Annotated in this window: 22 protein-coding genes; all 22 read right to left on the reverse strand. The window is 34.2% G+C overall.

Annotated elements, in window-relative coordinates; genetic code table 11:
- Window positions 1-167: 167 nt before the first annotated feature.
- On the reverse strand, window positions 168-959 hold the full coding sequence (trpA, locus tag FS935_RS03575; protein ID WP_146946139.1) for a tryptophan synthase subunit alpha: 792 nt from the start codon (window positions 957-959) through the stop codon (window positions 168-170).
- The gene (gene trpB, locus FS935_RS03580; RefSeq protein ID WP_146946140.1) at window positions 925-2,151 is read right to left on the reverse strand and encodes a tryptophan synthase subunit beta; all 1,227 of its coding nucleotides are present in this window, start codon (window positions 2,149-2,151) and stop codon (window positions 925-927) included. The genes trpA and trpB overlap by 35 nt, the downstream gene beginning before the upstream one ends.
- Window positions 2,132-2,791, reverse strand: coding sequence for a phosphoribosylanthranilate isomerase (locus FS935_RS03585; RefSeq protein ID WP_146946141.1), 660 nt, complete (start codon window positions 2,789-2,791; stop codon window positions 2,132-2,134). The genes trpB and FS935_RS03585 overlap by 20 nt, the downstream gene beginning before the upstream one ends.
- Window positions 2,784-3,548, reverse strand: coding sequence for an indole-3-glycerol phosphate synthase TrpC (trpC, locus tag FS935_RS03590; protein WP_146946142.1), 765 nt, complete (start codon window positions 3,546-3,548; stop codon window positions 2,784-2,786). Before trpC ends, FS935_RS03585 begins: the two co-directional genes overlap by 8 nt.
- Window positions 3,541-4,557: an anthranilate phosphoribosyltransferase gene (gene trpD, locus FS935_RS03595; RefSeq protein ID WP_146946143.1), complete on the reverse strand. Its 1,017-nt coding sequence runs from the start codon at window positions 4,555-4,557 to the stop codon at window positions 3,541-3,543. The genes trpC and trpD overlap by 8 nt, the downstream gene beginning before the upstream one ends.
- Window positions 4,529-6,070, reverse strand: coding sequence for an anthranilate synthase component I (gene trpE, locus FS935_RS03600; RefSeq protein WP_439116618.1), 1,542 nt, complete (start codon window positions 6,068-6,070; stop codon window positions 4,529-4,531). The genes trpD and trpE overlap by 29 nt, the downstream gene beginning before the upstream one ends.
- A 351-nt stretch (window positions 6,071-6,421) precedes the next feature.
- The gene (gene aroH, locus FS935_RS03605; protein WP_146946145.1) at window positions 6,422-6,784 is read right to left on the reverse strand and encodes a chorismate mutase; all 363 of its coding nucleotides are present in this window, start codon (window positions 6,782-6,784) and stop codon (window positions 6,422-6,424) included.
- The gene (aroB, locus tag FS935_RS03610) at window positions 6,781-7,875 is read right to left on the reverse strand and encodes a 3-dehydroquinate synthase (RefSeq protein ID WP_146946146.1); all 1,095 of its coding nucleotides are present in this window, start codon (window positions 7,873-7,875) and stop codon (window positions 6,781-6,783) included. The genes aroH and aroB overlap by 4 nt, the downstream gene beginning before the upstream one ends.
- Complete coding sequence (gene aroC / locus FS935_RS03615) at window positions 7,876-9,048, reverse strand: chorismate synthase (RefSeq protein ID WP_146946147.1); 1,173 nt, start codon at window positions 9,046-9,048, stop codon at window positions 7,876-7,878.
- Window positions 9,049-9,125: 77 nt separating this feature from the next.
- Window positions 9,126-9,902 carry a CheR family methyltransferase gene (locus tag FS935_RS03620; RefSeq protein ID WP_168714460.1) on the reverse strand — a complete coding sequence of 259 codons (777 nt, stop codon included), beginning with the start codon at window positions 9,900-9,902 and terminating at the stop codon, window positions 9,126-9,128.
- A gap of 233 nt (window positions 9,903-10,135) precedes the next feature.
- Complete coding sequence (gene ndk, locus FS935_RS03625; protein ID WP_146946148.1) at window positions 10,136-10,582, reverse strand: nucleoside-diphosphate kinase; 447 nt, start codon at window positions 10,580-10,582, stop codon at window positions 10,136-10,138.
- Window positions 10,583-10,693: 111 nt separating this feature from the next.
- Window positions 10,694-11,656, reverse strand: coding sequence for a heptaprenyl diphosphate synthase component II (gene hepT / locus FS935_RS03630; protein WP_146946149.1), 963 nt, complete (start codon window positions 11,654-11,656; stop codon window positions 10,694-10,696).
- Between the two features lie 293 nt (window positions 11,657-11,949).
- Complete coding sequence (locus FS935_RS03635; RefSeq protein WP_146946150.1) at window positions 11,950-12,660, reverse strand: demethylmenaquinone methyltransferase; 711 nt, start codon at window positions 12,658-12,660, stop codon at window positions 11,950-11,952.
- A gap of 5 nt (window positions 12,661-12,665) precedes the next feature.
- Window positions 12,666-13,418: a heptaprenyl diphosphate synthase component 1 gene (locus tag FS935_RS03640; RefSeq protein ID WP_146946151.1), complete on the reverse strand. Its 753-nt coding sequence runs from the start codon at window positions 13,416-13,418 to the stop codon at window positions 12,666-12,668.
- A 433-nt stretch (window positions 13,419-13,851) separates the two neighbouring features.
- Complete coding sequence (gene mtrB / locus FS935_RS03645) at window positions 13,852-14,076, reverse strand: trp RNA-binding attenuation protein MtrB (RefSeq protein WP_146946152.1); 225 nt, start codon at window positions 14,074-14,076, stop codon at window positions 13,852-13,854.
- 91 nt (window positions 14,077-14,167) lie between these two features.
- Window positions 14,168-14,734: a GTP cyclohydrolase I FolE gene (gene folE, locus FS935_RS03650; RefSeq protein ID WP_146946153.1), complete on the reverse strand. Its 567-nt coding sequence runs from the start codon at window positions 14,732-14,734 to the stop codon at window positions 14,168-14,170.
- 164 nt (window positions 14,735-14,898) lie between these two features.
- Complete coding sequence (gene hbs, locus FS935_RS03655; protein ID WP_146946154.1) at window positions 14,899-15,177, reverse strand: non-specific DNA-binding protein Hbs; 279 nt, start codon at window positions 15,175-15,177, stop codon at window positions 14,899-14,901.
- A 519-nt stretch (window positions 15,178-15,696) separates the two neighbouring features.
- Window positions 15,697-17,175, reverse strand: coding sequence for a stage IV sporulation protein A (gene spoIVA, locus FS935_RS03660; protein WP_146946155.1), 1,479 nt, complete (start codon window positions 17,173-17,175; stop codon window positions 15,697-15,699).
- Between the two features lie 246 nt (window positions 17,176-17,421).
- On the reverse strand, window positions 17,422-18,141 hold the full coding sequence (locus FS935_RS03665; RefSeq protein WP_146946156.1) for a YphF family lipoprotein: 720 nt from the start codon (window positions 18,139-18,141) through the stop codon (window positions 17,422-17,424).
- Window positions 18,142-18,166: 25 nt separating this feature from the next.
- Window positions 18,167-18,367, reverse strand: coding sequence for a DUF2768 domain-containing protein (locus FS935_RS03670; RefSeq protein WP_146946157.1), 201 nt, complete (start codon window positions 18,365-18,367; stop codon window positions 18,167-18,169).
- Between the two features lie 695 nt (window positions 18,368-19,062).
- Entirely contained in the window at window positions 19,063-20,094 is a 1,032-nt protein-coding gene (locus FS935_RS03675) for an NAD(P)H-dependent glycerol-3-phosphate dehydrogenase (RefSeq protein ID WP_146946158.1), read from the reverse strand.
- A 52-nt stretch (window positions 20,095-20,146) separates the two neighbouring features.
- Window positions 20,147-21,457, reverse strand: coding sequence for a ribosome biogenesis GTPase Der (der, locus tag FS935_RS03680; RefSeq protein ID WP_146946159.1), 1,311 nt, complete (start codon window positions 21,455-21,457; stop codon window positions 20,147-20,149).
- Between the last annotated feature and the right edge of the window lie 83 nt (window positions 21,458-21,540).

A 21,540-nucleotide genomic window follows, 5' to 3' on the forward strand; every position in this document is an offset into this window, starting at 1 on the left:
TATTTCATTTAGGTACTGATTAATTGAATTTACCACCTTTTGTTATCTCGTTCATTATGTAGAAGGCTTTGTTAAAGCCTTGTTATTAACTTGTCCTTTATATTCTCTTGGATAGTTTTTAAACCAACAATAAGCAATAACAAAACCAAAAGATAATACCAATTTGTTTAAGAGGCAAAGTTGCTTGCAAAAGCTTTAAATTCATCTAGTGCTTCTTGGCGAGTATTCTCATTCACGAGAGATGCTCCGAGGCGTTCGATTTCGCGAACTAATGCACTACCAACAACTACACCATCACAGATGGAAGCAAGTTCCTCTACTTGTTCTTTTGAGGAAACTCCAAAGCCTACAACTACTGGAACTTTACTGTATCTTTTCACTTCATTCAAAAAGTTTTCTATGGATTTATCAAAGTTTTTTCTTTCTCCAGTAACACCCAATGAGGAAACACAATAAACAAAGCCTTCTGCATTTTCTGCTATCATTTTTATTCTATTTGAAGACGTTGGCGCAATAAGAGAAATAAATGAGATAGAATGTTCCTGACATTTTTCTCTAAGCTCTTCACTTTCTTCAAATGGAATATCAGGAATAAGTAGTCCATCTACAGTATTTTCTCGCAGTAAAGCGAAAAAGGATTCTTGATCTAATTGTAACACAGGATTGTAATACGTAAATAAAATTATTGGAATTTCTAAACCTTTTTTACGCATTTCAGGTACAAGCTTGATCGCTTTTACGATATTCATCCCACTTTGCAAAGCACGACTCGATGCTCTTTGAATAACCGGTCCGTCTGCAACTGGATCTGAATATGGTATACCTAACTCTATTGCTGATGCTCCTGCATCTTGAAGAGCAATAGCTAAATCAATCGTACAGTCTGAATATGGATCACCAGCTGTAATAAAAGGAATAAATAAATTATTTTGAATCGGTTGTTTGAAGAGAGTTGTCATGGTTTTCTACCTCCTGATAATACGACATTAATGTATGAACATCTTTATCTCCTCTACCTGAAAGGCAAATAAGAATAGTCTCTGATTTTTTCATTAACTTCGCATGTTCAAATGCAGATGAAAGAGCATGTGCTGATTCAATTGCAGCTAAAAGCCCTTCTTCTTTCGCCAAAAGTTCCAATGCATCTAATGCCTGTTTGTCTGTTACACTCTCATATTTAACACGTCCTGATGAAGCAAGATGTGCATGCTCTGGACCAATTCCAGGATAATCTAAACCAGCTGAAATGGAATACGGTTCAGTGATTTGGCCATATTCATCTTGTAATAAATATGTTAATGATCCATGAAGGACACCCTTTGTGCCTTTTGTAATTGTAGCTGCATGCATATCTGTATCAACACCCTTACCTGCTGCTTCTGTTGCTACAAGTTCAACATCATCATTTAAGAAAGCAGCAAACATGCCAATTGCATTGCTTCCACCACCAACACAAGCCATAACTTTTGTAGGCAAACTTCCTTCTAATTGGAGAAATTGAGCTCGTGCTTCGTCACCGATAACTCGTTGAAATTCTCTCACAATGTACGGATATGGATGCGGCCCAACAACTGATCCAATAATGTAAAAATGATCTTCACAATGTTGAACCCAATAACGCATTGCTTCATTAGTAGCATCTTTTAATGTCTTATTTCCGCTTGTTACAGGAATAACCTCCGCTCCAAGCAATTGCATACGAAATACATTTAATTCCTGCCTTCTAACATCTTCTTCACCCATAAAGACTTGACATTTCATTCCAAATTTCGCTGCAACAGTAGCAGTAGCCACACCATGCTGACCTGCCCCAGTTTCTGCTATAATCTTGGTCTTTCCCATTCTTTTGGCTAGCAGAACTTGACCAATTGCATTATTAATCTTATGTGCTCCTGTATGGTTTAAATCTTCACGCTTTAAATAAATCTTTGCTCCACCTAATTTTTCTGTTAAATTACCGGCAAAGGTAACTGTCGTAGGTCTACCTGAATATTCTTTTAGTAAATGATGATACTCTTCCATAAATGAAGGATCATTCATAGCTTCTTTGTGTGCTTTTTCGATTTCAGCTAATGGACTCATTAAAGTTTCTGGTACAAACCGTCCACCAAAATCTCCATATCTCCCTTTTTCATCTGGATAAGTTGGCATATTGTAACATCCTTTCTTCTATCTGCTGAATTTTGGCCTCATTTTTTTTATCATCCTCTTCTATACCACTTGAAAGATCGATTCCTTGAGGCTGTAATTCTAGTAATCTCCTGATATTTTTTTCATTTATACCACCAGCTATAAAGCATTCTTTGTTGTGTATTAATGCATAATTGATGTATTTTGGTGCTGCTTTCCAATCAAAGCTAACTCCTGTCCCACCCCATGCACCTTTTATTCTAGAATCAATAACAAATCCATCAACAGTATCTATGAATTCTTCCATTTGTTTTAAAGTGTTTTCGTGATGATGAAGAGCTTTCCAAATAACAAGACCTCCAAATTGTTGTTTCACCTTTTTAATTTGATCTAAAGATTCATTACCATGAAATTGAATAACATCTACAGGTATTTCATTTATAACTTCTTGTAATTCCTCACTAGTAGGATTAACAAAAACAGCAACCAGCAATTTATTCGTCACATCAACATCTTCAAGCCATTTCTTCACTTCAGCTGGTTTAACTTTACGTTTACTTTCAGCAAATATAAATCCTATATAATTCGCTTGAGACCGTGAAACAATTTTTAAGTCATCAAAATTTCTAACTCCACAGTATTTTAATTTAGGATTATCCATGAATGATTTCTCCGAATAATTGTTTAATTGCAAGTGTTTGATCATCTTTTCTCATTAACGATTCTCCAACTAAAACTGCGTTTGCTCCATATTGTTGTACAAGCTGTAAATCCTCGTTCGTATGAATACCGCTCTCACTCACGAGTATAGTATCTTTTGGAACAGTTACAGCCATTGCTTTTAGTTGGTGTATATTAGTTTCAAACGTTTTCAAATTACGATTGTTCACTCCTAATATTTTTGGAGTAATTACTTTTAATACACGATCTAATGTATCTTGATCATGTACCTCAACTAAAACATCTAATGAAAGCTCTGTAGCATATTGATACAGCTCTTTTAATAAGGTTGGCTCAAGTGCTTCCCCTATTAAAAGAATCGCATCTGCTCCGATTCTTTGAGCTTCATCTATTTGTATTGTATCGATAATAAAATCCTTCCTTAGAATTGGAAGATTAACAGCTTTTTTAACCTGTGTTAAATATTCTCGTTTTCCTTGAAAGTAAGGAGAATCAGTTAGAACAGATAAACAATCTGCTCCACCTCTCTCATAAGCCTTTGCAATCTCAACAGGATGGAAATTTTCTTTTATTAACCCTTTAGATGGTGATGCCTTTTTCACTTCAGCAATAAGTCCTACGTCTCTTTGTGAATTTAATAAAGCGTTTAGAAACGAAACTCGAGGTAGTTTTTCATCTTCAGGTAATATAAGATTTTTTATTTCTTCTTTTTTTGTTTGTATGATTTGATCAAGCATAATTTTCCTCCCGTTGATGCCTTAACATTTGTAATTGCTTCAGAGCTACTCCATTACGAATTGCTTCTTTTGCTAAAATCACACCTATATCCAAAGTTTTCACATGGTTTGCTACATAAAGAGCAGCACCAGCATTAATTGCTACTATATTTTCTGCACTGACAGGTCCTTCGCCTCTAAATATTTGTTCAATAAGTTTAGCACTATCCTCTGCATTACTGACCTTAAGTTCAACATTATTACCTTCGATTAGACCTACATCTTTAGGATGAAGAACATAACGAGAAATCGTTCCGTTCTTTAGCTCAACAACATCAGTTTCAGTTGAGATAGAAATCTCATCCAAACCGTCTCTACCAGTTACTAGTAATACATGCTCTGCTCCAAGCCTCTTTAATGCCTCTGCCATTTTTTCAGCATAATCAGTTGAGAAAACCCCAATAATTTGTCTTTTTGCATTTGCTGGATTAGACAATGGACCTAACAGATTAAAAACAGTTCTAAAGCCAATCTCTTTACGTGGATTTACAGCATGTTTCATTGAGGAATGAAACATAGGTGCAAACAAAAAGCTCATGTTTTGTTCATTTAAGCTTTTCACTGCTTCTTCAAGTGATGTTTGAATATTTATTCCTAATTTCTCTAGAACATCAGCACTTCCACTCTTAGAGGAAATAGCTCTATTTCCATGCTTTGCTACTTTTACTTTTAGAGATGAGACAACAATTGCAGCAGCTGTTGATATATTAAAGGTTGAAGCACCATCTCCTCCAGTTCCACAAGTATCAACAACATCACTATCATATTGTATTGACGTCATATGCTGCTTCATTGATTTAGTGAACCCTACTAGTTCATCAACTGTTTCTCCTCTAAGACGCATGATCGAAACAAGACTAGCAATTTGACTAGGTGTTGCATTGCCAGTCATGATTGAGTTCATTACCTGTTCAGCTTGCTCCTCTGAAAGAGTGTTACCCTCAATACAATGTGCTAGAAGTTTTTTCATCTTTGTCTACCTCCTCAGAAAAGACTTTTTCTGCTAATTGAATGGCTTTTAACATTGCACTTGCTTTATTACATGTTTCTTTCCACTCAAGCTCAGGTACACTGTCCACAACAATACCAGCACCTGCCTGAACGTAAGCAGTATTATTTTTAACTGTAATCGTTCTTATTGTTATACAAGAATCAATATTGCCATCAAAACCAACGTACGCCACACATCCTGCATAACTACCTCTAGCATTTGGTTCTAACTCATTAATAATTTGCATTGCACGAATTTTGGGTGCTCCTGAGACAGTACCTGCAGGGAAGGATGATAAAAGTGCGTCCATTGGATGAACTTCTTCCTTTAATTTCGCAGTCACCTTCGAGATAAGATGCATAACATGTGAAAAGCGGCCAACTTCCATCAATGTAGGTGTTGTAACAGAGCCATATTCTGCTACTCTTCCTAAGTCATTTCTTGCTAAGTCAACAAGCATATAATGCTCTGCTTTTTCCTTTTCATCATGCTTTAATTCTTCTTCAAAATATTGATCTTCTTCAACCGTTTTACCTCGTCTTCTTGTACCGGCAATAGGGTGAATTTCAAGATGCTTATTTTGAATATAAATTAATCTCTCTGGAGAGCTACCGACTAGTTCGGTATCATTTATCCTTATATAAAATAAATATGGTGATGGATTGATAATTCGCAAAATTCTATATAATGAAAATCCATCTGTTTTTAATGGAATCTCAAATCGTTGAGATAATACACCTTGGAATATATCTCCTGCTCGTATATACTCTTTCACCTTTTCCACATCTTCTAAAAATTTACTTTTCTCATAATTAGACTTAATATGATCAAAATTAACATCAAAAGAATTTGATATAGCTAATGGCAATTGTTCTGGTTGTGTTTTCTGATTTAACATACTCACATATTTATTTAATTTAGCTTCTGCAAGCATATAGGTTGCTTTTAGATTTGCTTCTTCTTCATCACCGTTTACACGAACATAATGGATGAAATAAAGTTGTTTTTCGTGATGATCAAATGCAATGATTGTTTCACAAACGAAAAACATACAATTTTGTTGATTCAGATCATTGGTTTTATGTTTTTCAACTTTTTCGAAAATTGAAACTGCATCATATCCAATATAACCAACAGCTCCACCAACAAAAGGTATATCGATATCTGGTAATTTTATAGCTAAATGGTTTTGTAACTGCTTAAACGTACTTGTTATTGAATTTGATTTTGATAAGGTTTTTCTTTGCTCATTTAAGATCGAAAATTCACCAAAACTTTCCTCTATAAACAAAAATGGATTAAGACCAATAAATGAGTATCTTGACCAATTTGATTCAGCATCTTTACTTTCCAATAAATAAACAGCTTCATCTTTAAAAAGTTGAAACAATTGAATGGGTGTAATGGTATCTACCATATACTTTTCTACAATGGGGATTGTTCGATAATGTTTGCTATCTTCACTAAAAGTGGTAAAAGAAGAAAAATTCAAAATAACTCACTCCTCCAATATTTTTTGGAGAATGAGATTTTAGGAGGTTATAAAATTATTGAAGATTAATGTCAACACAACTAATTAAACTGACATTAGGGCTCTGTACAATATTGTTTATAATTCTTAATATTGTACATTATAAACCCTATATGCTATAAAATTAAAACCCAAAAACACGTTTGTTTTTGGGTAGACTTGTGCCATCATAATATACCTCAGCTAAACTCACTCATTCTCTGCTACCCTATACTCTTATACTCTACTCAACTATTATTTAATCTTCTTTATCATGTTAATATATTTCACTAAAAAATGTCAAGAATTCATCTACTGTTTTAATTATCTCATCTATTTTATTAAATCTGGTCTAAGAACTACAGCATTTCTTGCGTAAACATGTTGAATTTGATTTTGTTCAATTTCTGTCTGAACTGTCATCATTATTCTAATACATTTTTCTAAACTTCCTGGAACAGGTATTTCCTGCATACACATAACAGGAACATAGGTCCAGCCTTCTATTTCTCTTAGTGCTTTTGCCGGAAAAGCAGCGTCAAGATCTTCTGTTACAGTAATGATAACATGTGCCACATCCTCTGCTTCTATGTTATTCTTTACTATCAGTTCTTTAAGAAGCTCACCTGTTGCTATAACAATCTCATAAGCATCATTTTCATCAACTGTTATAGCGCCTCGAATCCCCCTAATCAAATTTTCTCCCCCCGTTCTAAACCACGCCACTCTTCAAGTAAAGAATGAAGCTCATCCTTAGTAAATGTATCAGAAGTTGTAACACCAATTTCTTGCAGTAAAATCATTTTAATTTGATTAGACTTAGTCTTCTTATCTTTTGTCATTTTATTAACAAGTTCCTCTGTACTTTGTTCCGCTGGTATAGACGTTGGAAAACCGATCTTTTCAAACCATATCTTGATTTCTTCATATGGTAATTTATTAACTTGGAATTTATTACTTAACCATATTGCAAAAAGCATACCTATTGCGACACAATCACCGTGTGACATTCTCCCATAACCAGCTTCTGCTTCAATTGCATGTCCTAACGTATGACCAAAATTCAAAATTTCACGAAGTCCCAATTCTCTTTCATCATGTGATACAACATCTGCTTTAATTTTAATTCCTTCTAGAATCATTGTTTCTAGCTTTTCAGATGAAAGATCTCTTAAGTCAGAAACATCATTATATAGAAAATGATAAAAAGGCTCACTTCGAATCAGGGAGTGCTTAATAACCTCAGCAAATCCCGACCGCAACTCTTCATCCGGTAAACTATTTAGGAATTTGCTATCATAAACGACAGCTTTAGGTTGATAAAAAGCACCAATCATATTCTTTCCTTCTGGATGATTAATTGCTACTTTTCCACCAACAGCACTATCATGTGCAAGTAATGTTGTCGGTATTTGTATGTAAGGGACTCCTCTCATAAAGGTTGCAGCTACAAAGCCTGTTAAGTCACCTACAACTCCACCACCAAAAGCAAGGATAACTGACTTCCTATCTAATCCCTGCTTAAGTGCAAATGATTGTAATTCATAAAACAATTCAAATGACTTTGAAGACTCACCATTCTTTACAACAAACTTACATGTTGGAAATTGTTTACTAACTATTTTAACTAAATCACTTCCATAACGTTCATCCACATTATTGTCTGTTACAATAAGCACTTTAGAAGGATTTAGTTCTAATAATAAAGGAGATAATTCTTTTATAGCATTGTCCCCAACATAAACTGGATAGATCGAGTCAGTCGTTTTCACCAAAATTGATTTCATTTAGAATTCCCTCGAGTAAGTATGCATCTTCTGAATATTTTCTTTAATTAGATCCATTCGATCTAATCCAAATTGCTCCACAATGGCATTTGCTATTTCCCAAGCAACAACTGACTCTGCCACAACACTAGCTGCAGGAACTGCACAACTATCTGATCGCTCAATACTTGCACTAAATGGTTCTTTTGAATCTATATCAACACTTTGTAATGGTTTATATAATGTTGGAATTGGCTTCATTACACCTCTAACAACAACGGGCATTCCAGTTGTCATTCCACCTTCAAATCCTCCAAGACGATTTGATTTACGAGTATATCCATCCTCAGATGACCATTGGATCTCATCATGTACTTGGCTACCAAATTTTCTAGCAGCTTCAAAGCCAATACCAAATTCCACGCCTTTAAATGCATTAATACTAACAATTGCACCTGCGATTTTACTATCTAATTTACGGTCGTAGTGTACATAACTACCAATACCAGCAGGTAAGCCTTCAACAACTACCTCAACAATACCACCAATAGAATCACCATTTTCTTTAGCTTGATCTATCGCTTCCATCATTTTAACTTCAGCATTACGATCATAGCATCTAACCGGTGATTCCTCTGTTATTGCTAATAAATCATCAATGTTTTTGTAATCAGTATTTTCTGCTCTTACTCCACCGATTTCTAGTACATGACCAACTACCTTTATGTTTAATTCTGCTAATATTTGTTTTGCTAATGCACCCACAGCTACTCGAACAGTCGTTTCACGAGCTGATGAACGCTCAAGCACATTCCTCATATCACGATGTCCATATTTCATTGCACCAACCAAATCAGCGTGTCCTGGGCGAGGACGTGTTATTTGGCGCTTCACTTCTTGTTCTTCTTCATCTGTAATCGGTTCAATACCCATTATTTTTGTCCAGTGCTTCCAATCTCTATTTTCAACAACAAGAGATATTGGTGAGCCTAAGGCTTTACCATGTCTTACTCCACCAAGAATCTGAACTTGGTCTTTTTCAATTTGCATTCTTCTGCCACGACCATATCCCTTTTGTCTTCTAGCTAAATCAGAATTTATTGTTTCTGCTGTTAAATTTAGTCCAGACGGTACACCTTCAACAATTGCAGTTAATTGAGGTCCATGTGATTCACCAGCTGTTAAATACCTCATTCCACTCTCTCCCTTCAACGCACTAACGCTTTTAAGTAAAAATATAACATAACTTTTTCTAAAAAAATAGAAAATTCTTATCTCTTTTGATAAAAAAATGTATCAACAGATGAAAGATCGAAACGTTCAGCATTAAAAATTTGCTCTGTACTGCCCACAAAAAATACACCTTGCCTTTTTAAAGCACCACTAAACTTACTATATAATACCTCTTTGGCTTCCTCTGTAAAGTATATTAAAACATTTCGACACACAATTAAATCAAACTGTGAATCAAATGGATCTGATAATAAGTTTTGCTTTTTAAATGTAACAGTTTTCATGATTTCATCACTTACTTTGTAATTTGTACCTTCTTTTTTTAAGTATTTCTTTTTCATATCATCAGGTACTTCATTAAGAGATCTTTCTGGATAAAGACCTAATTTTGCGCGGGCAATGACATTATCATCTATATCTGTTGCTAAAACCTTAACTTTTGACATCGGCATCAGCTTCGAAAGAATCATGGCAATCGTGTAAGGTTCTTCACCTGTAGAGCAAGCAGCACTCCACACTTTCAGATTGCTATTTCTTTCAAGTAAACTCGGTAATATCTTTTCTTCAAGTACTTCCCATCTCTTATAGTTACGATAAAATTCTGATACATTAATTGTCATACGATCTAAGAATTCATAATAAAGCTCTCTTTGTTTATTCAAACCAGAATAAAATTCTGTAAAGTTTGAAAATCCTCTTTTTTCATATAATGATGTTAGTCTTCTTTTCATTTGTGCTTCTTTGTAAAGTGATAAGTCAATACCGGTTTTAGATTTTATATTTTTTATAAATTGTTCATAATCTTGATCTATCATGACAGCTCTCCTATTGCATTCTCATGTAGTAATGAATATAAATTGCATTTGTCTACGAATTTTTGTTATTTCAATAAGGAATAATTTATAGTATATCTTATATCTATAGAAATTTGCGAAATTTTTGAAGAAAATGACGAATTTTCTGAATCTATTTTTAACAATACCTTTTTATTTTTATCGAAACTGTTTATAATTAGCCTAAAAAAAAAGCTAGCGAATAGCTAGCTTTTTTAATATATCCAATTATTTATTAACTTTTCATATTCAACAATTTCATTTTCATTAAAGAACAAGCCAATTTCTCTTACTGCACTCTCGGTTGAGTCAGAGCCATGAATGATATTTTTACTAACATACATGCTATAATCTCCACGAATAGTTCCCGGTTCAGCATCTTTTGGATTGGTCTTACCCATCATTTTACGAGTTAGTTCAATGACATTTTCACCTTGCCACACCATCGCAAAAACAGGACCTGAAGTTATAAAATCGACTAGCGAGTCATAAAATGGTTTACCCTTATGCTCTCCGTAATGTTTCTCAGCCAACTCTGTTGGGATTGACATTAGTTTAGCTCCAACTAATTGTAAGCCCTTACTTTCAAATCTACTAACAATCTCCCCGATTAGTTGACGCTGTACCCCATCAGGTTTAACCATTAAAAATGTTTTTTCCATAATATTCTCCACCCCGTAAAAAATTATGTATAGGCTTGTTTACCCCATGAAAATAATACCATGATTTGGGATACATTTGCAATCTAAGGGGTGGAGAAATTCTGGAAATAATTAAAATTTTCTTTTTCCAATATATTTTGCAATACTATACAACGTAGATCTTGCACGATTTCTTGGAAGAGTTTCTAAAATATCAAATGCTTTCTTAAGGTATTGATCACTTACTTTAGCAGATTGTTCTATAACATCTGAAGCTAAAATCATCTCTAACACCAGCTCTATTTCCTTAGGTGTTGTTTCATTTGTAATTTTCACAATTTCTCTTTTAATCTCCGGTATTTCCAGAGCAAATAAAACAGGCAGAGTGATATTACCTTGTAGAAGGTCACTTCCTACTGGCTTACCTAAGTCTTTCTCAGTAGAAGTAAAATCTAATATATCGTCAGTAATTTGAAATGACATCCCTACAAAATAGCCAAACCAGTATAATTTTTGATGTATCTCTTTTGACGCTCCAGATGAGACGGCACCTAACTGACAACTTACAGCTATTAAAAGAGCTGTTTTTCTTTTTATTCGTTTTAAATATGTACGAAATGATTGATCAAAATGATATTTATCTTTTATTTGCTCTATTTCGCCTAAGCATACTTCTACAATTGCCTTAGATAAAATCTTATGGGCAAGTGGATCATCTATGTTAGTCATCACCTCTAGTGAACGAGCAAGTAAGTAATCACCTGTATACATGGCAATCCGATTATCCCATCTGGATTTAACAGTTGGCTTTCCTCTTCGCATTTCTGCGTCATCAATTACATCATCATGAACCAATGATGCCATATGAATTGTTTCTAATGCTACAGCTACGTATTTAACTTTATTGATGTTATATTCTCCAAACATAGAAGAAAGTAAGACGAATACTGGACGAATTCGTTTTCCACCTGCTTGAAGCAATTCTAAGTTAGCTTCCTTAAGTAAGGAATACTCTGAAACCGATGTTTTTTCAAGTTCTTGTTCAATAATAGAAAGATCACTATTTAAGAAAGAATACAATGCTTTATATTTCATATAAATTCACCTTAATACATCTTTTTGTGGTACTAGTATATTCTATATATTACCTAAAAGCTTTTAAAATTAGGTTTTGTTCGGGAGCCGTAAGTTACAACACCTATGTAGTCTTCTATTTACAAGCTTCCCTTAGCAGGAGCCTCATTTGTCCACTCCGAATCAACATGTGCTAAAAAAGCATCAATTTACTTTAACATAGCCTAAAATTAAAAAACCACCGTTGTAAGAAGCAATCTTTTTCAGAATTCTTAACCTTCTTATAACAAAGTGGTCTGAGTAAAACCTCATCATTATACTTTTTCTTTTACTCCTAGATGCATAGCTGCAACTCCACCTGTATATGGCTTAATTTCAACTTTATCAAATCCTGCATCTTTAAACATAGAAGCTAATTCTTTCATACCTGGGAAATCACGTGCAGATTCCTGCAACCAAGAATATTCCTTATAACTTTTAGCAAACACCTTACCAAATAGAGGCATTACATAACGAAAATAGAGTGAAAAGAATTGTTTAAAAACAGGTAGTGTTGGTTGAGATGTTTCTAAACATACTGCTTTGCCACCCGGTTTTAGCACTCTATGCATTTCTTTAAGAACCTGTAGATAATCTGGAACATTTCTTAAACCAAACCCTATTGTTACGAAATCAAATGATTGGTCTTCAAATGGTAACTTCATTGCATTACCATGAATAAGCTCTAAATTATTTACTTTCAATTGTTTAACTTTTTCGTGACCAATTTGCAGCATATTCTGGCTAAAATCTAAACCTATTACTTTTCCAGTTGGACCAACTGCATCAGCAAGGGCAATACTCCAATCAGCCGTTCCACAGCATACATCAAGTGCCTTTTGACCTGGCTGTACATTCATATGCTTCATCGTGTCTTTACGCCAAGCTTTATGTCTCTGAAAGCTAATGACTGAATTCATTTGGTCATAATTTTTATATATTTTTTCAAAAACACCATGGACTCTTTCTTCCTTAGACTGATCCATTTTTATTAACCTTCTTCCACTATCTTATTATCATGTAATGCTCCGTTAAAATGAGCGGATTGAATACGCGAAAGTAGCAGCTCTTTTAACATAGATTTATGAGAGAAACCTTTGTTTATTAACGATACTGTTTCTTCGAATAAATGATTACATGCTTTTGTTAAATTGAGTATAGACAACTTACTTTCAAAATTTGTATGAAATTTTTCATGAGAGAGTCTCTTATAGGTAAGATATTTAGTTGTAACTAATTTAAGGAAATCAAGGTTATAATGCTCAGTTATTTTCTGAAACAGTGCTGTTTCTACAACAATAACACTATCCAAAGTTTGTGTTTCACTTGCTTCACTATCGTGATATAGCCTGATTTTATGTTCATTAATTTCCCTAATAGCAACAGCCAATGTGCGGACCATGTTTATATCCTTCACATTAGAAAGCAACAAATAATATAAACCGCTAAAATAATCCCCGGCAAGGACTGTTAATTGTCTTTGAACAAATTGCTCAGAGCTTATCGTATTTGTTGTTGTAACATCGTCATGCGTATCAAGGGCAATCTGAACCAGCATTGCTGTTAGGATATAATTTGTTTTCAGTTCAACTGCAAGATCTATCTCATCAAAAATTGCATATAGGAGAAGCAACTTATCTTCATCTATAACAGGAGAAGGTAAATGTTTTACCAAAAATGGATGTGTTAGTTTTTCTATTAGAGCTTCTTTAATTTCCGCTAACTGTACATCTATGTACTGCAAATAAATCACCCTTGTCCCCAAATTAACATTTTATCTCTCTTTTTTTACTAGTTTGTTAAAGAGAAATTACTTACTAGCAAAAAGGTAATGTTTATTGTGAAAAAAGGGGACGGAATTCCACTAGATAAAGTGTTCTCGTATTCCTTTACTCCACATAATAATTAACCTATCCTAAAAGGATATACATTTTTCTTTAAGCAGTGTTCCCAAACATTGTTACTTGACATACCTCGAAGAAAAAAGCCTATAAAAGTACCATTATCACAAAAAATACTTATTTTCACTGGGTATTTTAATTAGTTAGAAACATTTCTTCAGAAAAGACCTTTATATCAGATAAAATTAATTATAACATAACTGAGTTCTATTTTCTGTTCATAATGCCTATAACATGATAAATGAGAACAAAAGCAAATAAAGCAGGACAACCTGCTTATTTTCTTGAATCACTTTCTAGTTCTCCAATAGCTGTTTGGATCTGTGCTTTTCCTCTGATTTTAATTGCAGAAGTATGCTCTGTAAATTGAGCAATCATTACTTCACCTTTGTCCAATTTTTCAGAGTGATGAAACCTTGTATCTGTACCTCGAGTAAGGCCAATTACATTAACACCATCTTCAATAGCTTTTATTACAACAAAGTCATTTTTTTGACTCATGTCAGCACCTGCCTATAAAGTTTATCTTTCTATTTTATCACTATCATACCATTTAGTAGATGATAACACTCACATATATCTTTAAAAAGATTTAACCTTTTATTAATGACAATACCTCAGATCTAGAAGCTTCATCCTTACGAAATATCCCTCTTACTGCAGAAGTGATGGTTTTAGAACCAGGTTTCTTGATACCTCTCATTGTCATACACATATGTTCTGCTTCAACCACTACCATTACTCCGTGTGGCTCTAGTGATTTATTTATACTGTCGGCTATTGTTGAAGTGATTCTCTCTTGCAATTGTGGTCTTTTAGCAACCGCATCAACCGCACGAGCTAATTTACTTAATCCTGTCACCTTACCACCTTTAGGAATATAAGCAACATGCGCCTTTCCATAGAACGGCACAAGATGATGCTCACACATTGAGTAAAACGGTATATCTTTTACTAATACTAATTCCTCATGATCTTCTCCAAATATGGTTTGGAAATGTTCTGAAGGGTCTTCATTTAGTCCACTAAATACTTCAGCATACATTTTCGCAACTCTTTTTGGGGTATCAAGGAGACCTTCACGCGTTGGGTCCTCACCAATTGCTTCAAGTATTAACTTAATCGCTTCTTCAATTTTCTCATGATTTACTTGTGCCATGTCCGTCCTCCTGATCGTATTTGATTCAGATTCTAGCATAAGACTGGGGATAAAAGCAAAATATAGTATGTAATTTATGAGGAGTATAATACAAATGAAAAGCCCCTTAAGAAGGGGCTTTGTGAAGAAGCTTGTATGTAATGGTTATTACATGACATATTAACTTATTTACCTGCTACTGCATCTTTAAGTGCTTTACCTGGTTTGAAAGCAGGCACCTTGCTCGCAGCAATTTCAATTTCTTCACCAGTTTGTGGGTTACGACCTTTACGAGCCGCACGTTCACGAACTTCAAAGTTACCAAAACCGATAAGTTGTACTTTATCACCATTTTTTAGTGCATCTAAAATTGTATCGAAAACAGCATCAACTGCTTTAGTTGCATCTTTTTTAGATAATTCACTAGCTTCTGCTACTGCATTGATTAGTTCTGTTTTATTCATGCCTTTCACCTCCTCCCAAAGGGGATGGATTCTTATTAGTCTTCATTTCTTCACAATTTAGATCAATACTATACATGTGAATGTGATATTACTATCAACACGCTTATCTTATATGATTTTTCTACATATTTCAATGTTTTTCATCATTAATATTGGTTTTTTAGGAAGAATCGACCAATAAAGAAAAGAAATTCTTTAAAAAGATTAACATATTAAAACGGTTGAAGCAAGGCATATCCTAATAAAAGTCTAATAATATCAAGGTTTCATACCATACATAAGAAAACAAGTTCTCTTTTTTGTACCTATTAAGGATCATTAAACGACAATATGGTTGAAAACTACCCCATCTGAAGGCAAAAACGAAAAGGTATTTATACAAAGAATTTTTTTCAACTTGCTTGCTGACACATTTTTCATTCTAAATTTATACGATATATCTTTCTTATTTTCTTAAAACAAAACACATATCTAAAAATAACCAAAGAAAAAGACCTCTAATTTTAGAGGTCAAAAAAATTATAAGATGATAGCTATTAATCCACCGGAGCCTTCGTTGATTATTCTCTCCAATGTTTCTTTTAGCTTATAGCGTGCATTTTCAGGCATAAGAGATAGCTTGGCTTGGATCCCTTCGCGAACAATTGAGCTTAGGCTTCTTCCAAAAATATCTGAATTCCAAATTGATAATGGATTATCCTCAAAATCCTGCATTAAATAACGTACAAGCTCTTCGGATTGCTTCTCAGTACCAATAATAGGAGCGAATTCAGACTCAACGTCTACTTTAATCATATGAATTGAAGGAGCAACCGCCTTAAGTCTTACACCAAATCTTGAACCTTGGCGAATAATTTCAGGCTCATCTAAGCTCATATCCGCTAAAGCTGGTGCTGCAATACCATAACCAGTTTGCTTTACCATTTTTAACGCGTCTGCTACTTGATCATACTCGGTCTTTGCATAGGCAAAATCTTGCATTAATTGTAGTAGGTGGTCTTTGCCACGTATTTCTACTCCTACAACTTCTTTTAAGATCTGATCATAAAGATCATCCGGAGCATATAAATCAATTTCAGCAATTCCCTGACCCATTTCAATACCAGCTAGACTTGCTTTATTAATAAAATCATATTCACTAAATTGACCCACTACACGGTCAACATCACGTAATCTTTTGATATCCTTTACAGTATCCTTTACAGCTTCTTGATAGCTTTGTCTTAACCAATGATTCTCTCTTAATACCATCACCCAGCTTGGTAGGTTTACATTAACCTCTAATACTGGAAATTCATATAATGACTCTCTTAAAACATTCATTACATCTGATTCTCTCATACTCTCAACACTCATTGCTAAAACCGGAATATCATATTTCTCATTTAACTGCTGACGAAGGGCTTCTGTTTCAGGGTGGTGTGGATGTACCGTATTAATAATCATGATAAACGGTTTCCCAACCTCTTTTAATTCATCGATTACTCTAGCTTCTGCCTCTAAGTAATCATGACGAGGTATATCGCCAATTGATCCATCTGTCGTAATTACACAGCCTAATGTTGAATGCTCTTGAATAACCTTACGTGTTCCAATTTCTGCCGCTTCATGAAATGGTATTGGCTCTTCATACCAAGGAGTGTTAATCATGCGAGGGCCATTTTCATCTTCATAGCCTTTCGCACCAGGTACAGTGTAACCTACACAGTCTACTAATCTAATATTGACATCAAGTCCCTCATCAACATGGATGGAAACTGCTTGATTCGGGACAAATTTCGGCTCAGTTGTCATAATTGTTTTACCAGCTGCACTTTGTGGTAATTCATCTTGAGCTCTAGCTTTGTCAGATTCATTGTCAATGTTAGGTAATACGACTAGTTCCATAAACTTTTTAATAAAAGTAGATTTACCTGTTCTTACTGCACCAACTACTCCTAAATATATATCGCCACCAGTTCGTTCAGCGATATCCTTGAAAATATCTACTTTTTCCAAGTGATCCCCTCCCGATCATACAATATTGGGATAATGCTTATCCGTCTTCTTATAGGACATTATATATGTATGACGTTGTCCTACTTATTTATGACTTAGTTTCTAAATTTTTTTCATTATCGCTCAAATCTTTGTTCATTCTCGTAAAAAAGCGAAAAAGAAAACCCTTCTTTTAGAGTTTATTCTCTAATGAAGGGTTCATGACATATTTTTAAAAAAAATTCAAAAAATATAGTGTATAGTAAATTACTTCTCTGGTTTAAAGATCGGTTCACCTTTATCATCTATTGTATAAGGAAGTGAATAGGCTGGTACAAAGGGATTATCCTTCATTAGTAAATCGCGTATATCGTCTCCTTGTTTAAAGGAGTGTTCTTTTTCTTGTAAAGCCATATTAAGGTCTATTCGATAATCCACATACACTACTGCTTCTTTATCAATAACAAGAGGTAAATATTCTCCAGTAAAAGGACTCTGAACCGTAGGTGGTTCTTTATAGCCCAGCTTTTCAAAATCTAACGTAAAAACATCGCTCGTAATAAGATCTTTGAATGGTGGATAGCCATTTGCCTGACGATAGATATTAAGCTTGATTGAAAGCTCATGAATTTCTTCAGACATTCTTAAATCGAGTAGCTTTACTGTAGGATCTTTTTCTACATCAACTAACACATATTGATATACCCCACCACTTTCATAAGCCGTACCAGGTGGTTCAGCCATATACCTAGGTGTTAACATAGAAAAGTCTATAGGGTATTTTTGATAAATAGGTGTTGTCATATCTCTGGTTTTTATCGGTAATAGTCCTGTTGAATCTTTTTGATACTGATCTACTGAGCTTTGAACTGCAGCAATTTGATCATTATATGGGATTGAATTTTTCTGAAGTTTTTCTTCAGGATACAAACATCCGCTTAAAAGAATACAACCAAGCACAATAAAAAAAATCTTATAAAGTTTCATTCTTAATGACTTCCTTTTAAAGTATTTATTCTGAAACTGGTCCACTTAAAACAACAAATAAAATAATAATTCCTGCTAGAATCATAAAAATATAGGCTAAAATGGTCACAATGACTTTTAAAATACCTTTTAATTTAAAGCGGCTAAGATAGATAAAAATAATTGAAATAAACATAAATCCCATGGATGCAAAAGAAATCCACATTTTCATAAGGGCTGTACTCATCAATCATTCCTCCTTTTAAAAGAAGAACATACGCTTCTTGTATATAGTTTTTAAGTTAAGTAAAAAAAATGGTTAGAACTCCATGAACGATTATAATACAGTTTATAAAGCTTGTCCAAATAAGTTTATTTTAAAGTGAAAGCGCTGATTAGCATCTTCATCTAAATATGATGTTTTAATATACATATTTTAACATTTAGAAAAGAGCGTGACTACATAGGTTTGAAGGTACTTTTCAATGGTGATTTTTTTGAAGTAAAAGCTCTGCTTAGCAGGGCAAGAGAGATACCACGCGGGTGTTAAGTGCTAAGATTTACCGAGAAGGCTTTCTAGTATAAGGGAAATCACTGTTTGAAGGGAGATCACAACGAAGTTTAACTGAACAAAAAAACTGAAGTAAAGAGGGGACGAACTTTACTTCAGCAAATTAAGCGACTAAATATTACCCAACTATAGAAACAACTCTTATTTTACTTTCGTTGCATATTATGCGGAAGTAATTGTTTTTGTATCCTCTAATGCCTATATACGCCAAGTATTATTCGTATAAGTTATTGTACTGACGATTTAGCAAGGGCGAAGATTAATGACATAAGTTTCCGCTGCTGCAAAATGTAAACCCTTATAGGATATTGTTCCCTTTGATTTAATTCTTGTTATAATATGCAATAAATTCACGTTTGTCACCTGATCTACTAACGTTTCTCCATAATATTTACTAAGTCTTCCATCTCATGTGTTTTCACACGGGCCATTAAAGAGTCAACAGCTTCTTTCGGAGCTTTATTATTAAATAAAACATCATATAAAGCTTCTGTTATCGGCATCTTTACTTCATATTTTTGTGCTAGTTGATATGCAGCCTTTGTTGTTCGGACACCTTCAACGACCATTCCCATATTCGCAAGAACTTCATCTAGATTTTGTCCTTTTCCGAGTAAATTACCAGCTCTCCAGTTCCTTGAATGAATACTCGTACATGTCACAATTAGGTCACCTATACCCGTTAAACCAGAAAAAGTTAATGGATTGCCACCCATTTTACTTCCTAGTCTTGCAATTTCTGCTAAACCACGAGTAATAAGTGCAGCTTTTGCATTATCTCCATATCCTAATCCATCAGTGATCCCAGCAGCTAGCGCAATAATATTCTTTAAAGCACCACCAATTTCCACACCTATTATATCTGGATTTGTATACACTCTAAAATGTTGATTGATAAATAAGTCTTGTATATATTCAGCAGCACTCATCGTTTTAGACGATGAAGTTACAGTTGTAATATGTCTTTGACTCACTTCCTCAGCATGACTAGGCCCTGATAAAACAACAACATCTTTTAGTAATTGTGCTGGCATTTCAACTTCAATGATTTCAGAAATTCGTAATAATGTATCAGGCTCAATCCCTTTACTTACATGAACAATTGTAAGCTGATTCTTTACAATTTTTTTCACTTCACTTAAGACATCACGAATCGCTTTTGTTGGAACAGCCAAAATAATTGTTTGTACACCTTCTAAACTGTCTTCTAAATTTGATGTACCTATAATATTTTCTGGAAGTTCCACTCCAGGTAGGTATTTTTTGTTTTGCTTAGTTGTATTAATTTCATCTATTAAGGATTGGCGATGTCCCCAAAGCTTGACTTTATGTCCATTGTCAGCAAGAACAATCGCTAAAGCTGTACCCCAGCTCCCTGCACCTAATACTGTAATTTGTTCCATCTAAACACATCCTTCACAATAAACAAATCAAAACACATTATGGTCAAATTTTTTACTTTCTCTCTCTTGTGAAAATCTTAATAGGAGTTCCTTCGAATTCAAAAGCCGCTCTTATTTTATTTTCTAAAAATCGCTCATATGAAAAGTGCATTAACTCAGGATCATTCACAAAAACAACAAAAGTTGGAGGTTTTACGGCAACTTGTGAAGTATAGAATATTTTTAAACGTTTTCCTTTATGTGTTGGTGTTGGATTCATCGCAACTGCATCCATAATTACGTCATTAAGGACGTTTGTCTGAACTCTTCTAGAATGATTTTCACTAGCTAAAAGAATTCTAGGCATTAGCGTATGAATTCTCTTTTTCGTTATAGCTGATAGAAATGCGATTGGTGCATAATCTAAAAACTTGAAGTGATCACGGATATTCTCTTCAAATTCTTTCATGGTTTTTTCATCTTTATCAACTGCATCCCATTTGTTCACAACAATGACAACAGCCTTTCCAGCTTCATGCGCATAACCAGCTATATGTTTATCTTGTTCAATAATACCTTCTTCAGCATTGATTACAACTAAGATAACATCAGAGCGATCAATTGCCTTTAACGCACGAAGTACACTATACTTTTCTGTTGTTTCATATACTTTACCTTTTTTCCTCATACCTGCTGTATCAATGATTACAAATTCTTGTCCTTCATATTTATAAACCGTATCTATTGCATCACGAGTTGTACCAGCAACATCACTTACGATAACCCGATCTTCACCTAAAATCGCATTCACAAGAGAAGATTTCCCTACATTTGGTCTACCAATTAGTGAGAATTTTATTGTGGATTCATCATAATCTTCTGTTCCAATATTTTTAAAATGCTTAGCCACTTCATCTAACAAGTCTCCTAGTCCAAGACCATGTGATCCTGAGATAGGAAATGGCTCACCAAAACCTAAAGAGTAAAAGTCATAAATAGATGCTCTCATTTCAGGGTTATCTACCTTATTTACCGCAAGCACAACAGGTTTATTCGAGCGGAATAGGATTTTAGCAACTTCTTCGTCTGCTGCTGTAACACCTTCTCGTGAATTTGTTAGAAAAATAATAACATCAGCTTCATCTATTGCAATCTCTGCTTGATGACGAATTTGAGCTAAAAATGGCTCGTCTCCTATATCTATACCACCTGTATCAATGATATTGAAGTTATAAGTTAACCATTCACCAGAACTATAAATACGATCTCTAGTTACTCCTGGGATATCTTCTACTATTGATACACGCTCTCCTACAATTCTGTTAAAGATTGTAGATTTACCAACATTAGGCCTTCCAACTATTGCTATTACTGGTTTTGCCATTTTTTACACCCTTCCTAAACAAATAAAATTTTACTAAATCCTCATTTTTTAAAGTTGAAAAATAGTAAGTTACAGCCGTACTT

It is taken from the genome of Metabacillus litoralis (genome assembly GCF_007994985.1).
Taxonomy (GTDB): Bacteria; Bacillota; Bacilli; order Bacillales; family Bacillaceae; genus Metabacillus; species Metabacillus litoralis.

Bases quoted from the DNA above. Each gene is read 5' to 3' on its own strand.
- trpA (WP_146946139.1), bottom strand. From the start codon at position 959: ATGACAACTCTCTTCAAACAACCGATTCAAAATAATTTATTTATTCCT.
- trpB (WP_146946140.1), bottom strand. From the start codon at position 2,151: ATGCCAACTTATCCAGATGAAAAAGGGAGATATGGAGATTTTGGTGGA.
- FS935_RS03585 (WP_146946141.1), bottom strand. From the start codon at position 2,791: ATGGATAATCCTAAATTAAAATACTGTGGAGTTAGAAATTTTGATGAC.
- trpC (WP_146946142.1), bottom strand. From the start codon at position 3,548: ATGCTTGATCAAATCATACAAACAAAAAAAGAAGAAATAAAAAATCTT.
- trpD (WP_146946143.1), bottom strand. From the start codon at position 4,557: ATGAAAAAACTTCTAGCACATTGTATTGAGGGTAACACTCTTTCAGAG.
- aroB (WP_146946146.1), bottom strand. From the start codon at position 7,875: ATGAAATCAATTTTGGTGAAAACGACTGACTCGATCTATCCAGTTTAT.
- aroC (WP_146946147.1), bottom strand. From the start codon at position 9,048: ATGAGGTATTTAACAGCTGGTGAATCACATGGACCTCAATTAACTGCA.
- FS935_RS03620 (WP_168714460.1), bottom strand. From the start codon at position 9,902: ATGATAGATCAAGATTATGAACAATTTATAAAAAATATAAAATCTAAA.
- ndk (WP_146946148.1), bottom strand. From the start codon at position 10,582: ATGGAAAAAACATTTTTAATGGTTAAACCTGATGGGGTACAGCGTCAA.
- hepT (WP_146946149.1), bottom strand. From the start codon at position 11,656: ATGAAATATAAAGCATTGTATTCTTTCTTAAATAGTGATCTTTCTATT.
- FS935_RS03635 (WP_146946150.1), bottom strand. From the start codon at position 12,660: ATGGATCAGTCTAAGGAAGAAAGAGTCCATGGTGTTTTTGAAAAAATA.
- mtrB (WP_146946152.1), bottom strand. From the start codon at position 14,076: ATGAGTCAAAAAAATGACTTTGTTGTAATAAAAGCTATTGAAGATGGT.
- folE (WP_146946153.1), bottom strand. From the start codon at position 14,734: ATGGCACAAGTAAATCATGAGAAAATTGAAGAAGCGATTAAGTTAATA.
- hbs (WP_146946154.1), bottom strand. From the start codon at position 15,177: ATGAATAAAACAGAACTAATCAATGCAGTAGCAGAAGCTAGTGAATTA.
- FS935_RS03665 (WP_146946156.1), bottom strand. From the start codon at position 18,141: ATGAAACTTTATAAGATTTTTTTTATTGTGCTTGGTTGTATTCTTTTA.
- FS935_RS03670 (WP_146946157.1), bottom strand. From the start codon at position 18,367: ATGAGTACAGCCCTTATGAAAATGTGGATTTCTTTTGCATCCATGGGA.
- FS935_RS03675 (WP_146946158.1), bottom strand. From the start codon at position 20,094: ATGGAACAAATTACAGTATTAGGTGCAGGGAGCTGGGGTACAGCTTTA.
- der (WP_146946159.1), bottom strand. From the start codon at position 21,457: ATGGCAAAACCAGTAATAGCAATAGTTGGAAGGCCTAATGTTGGTAAA.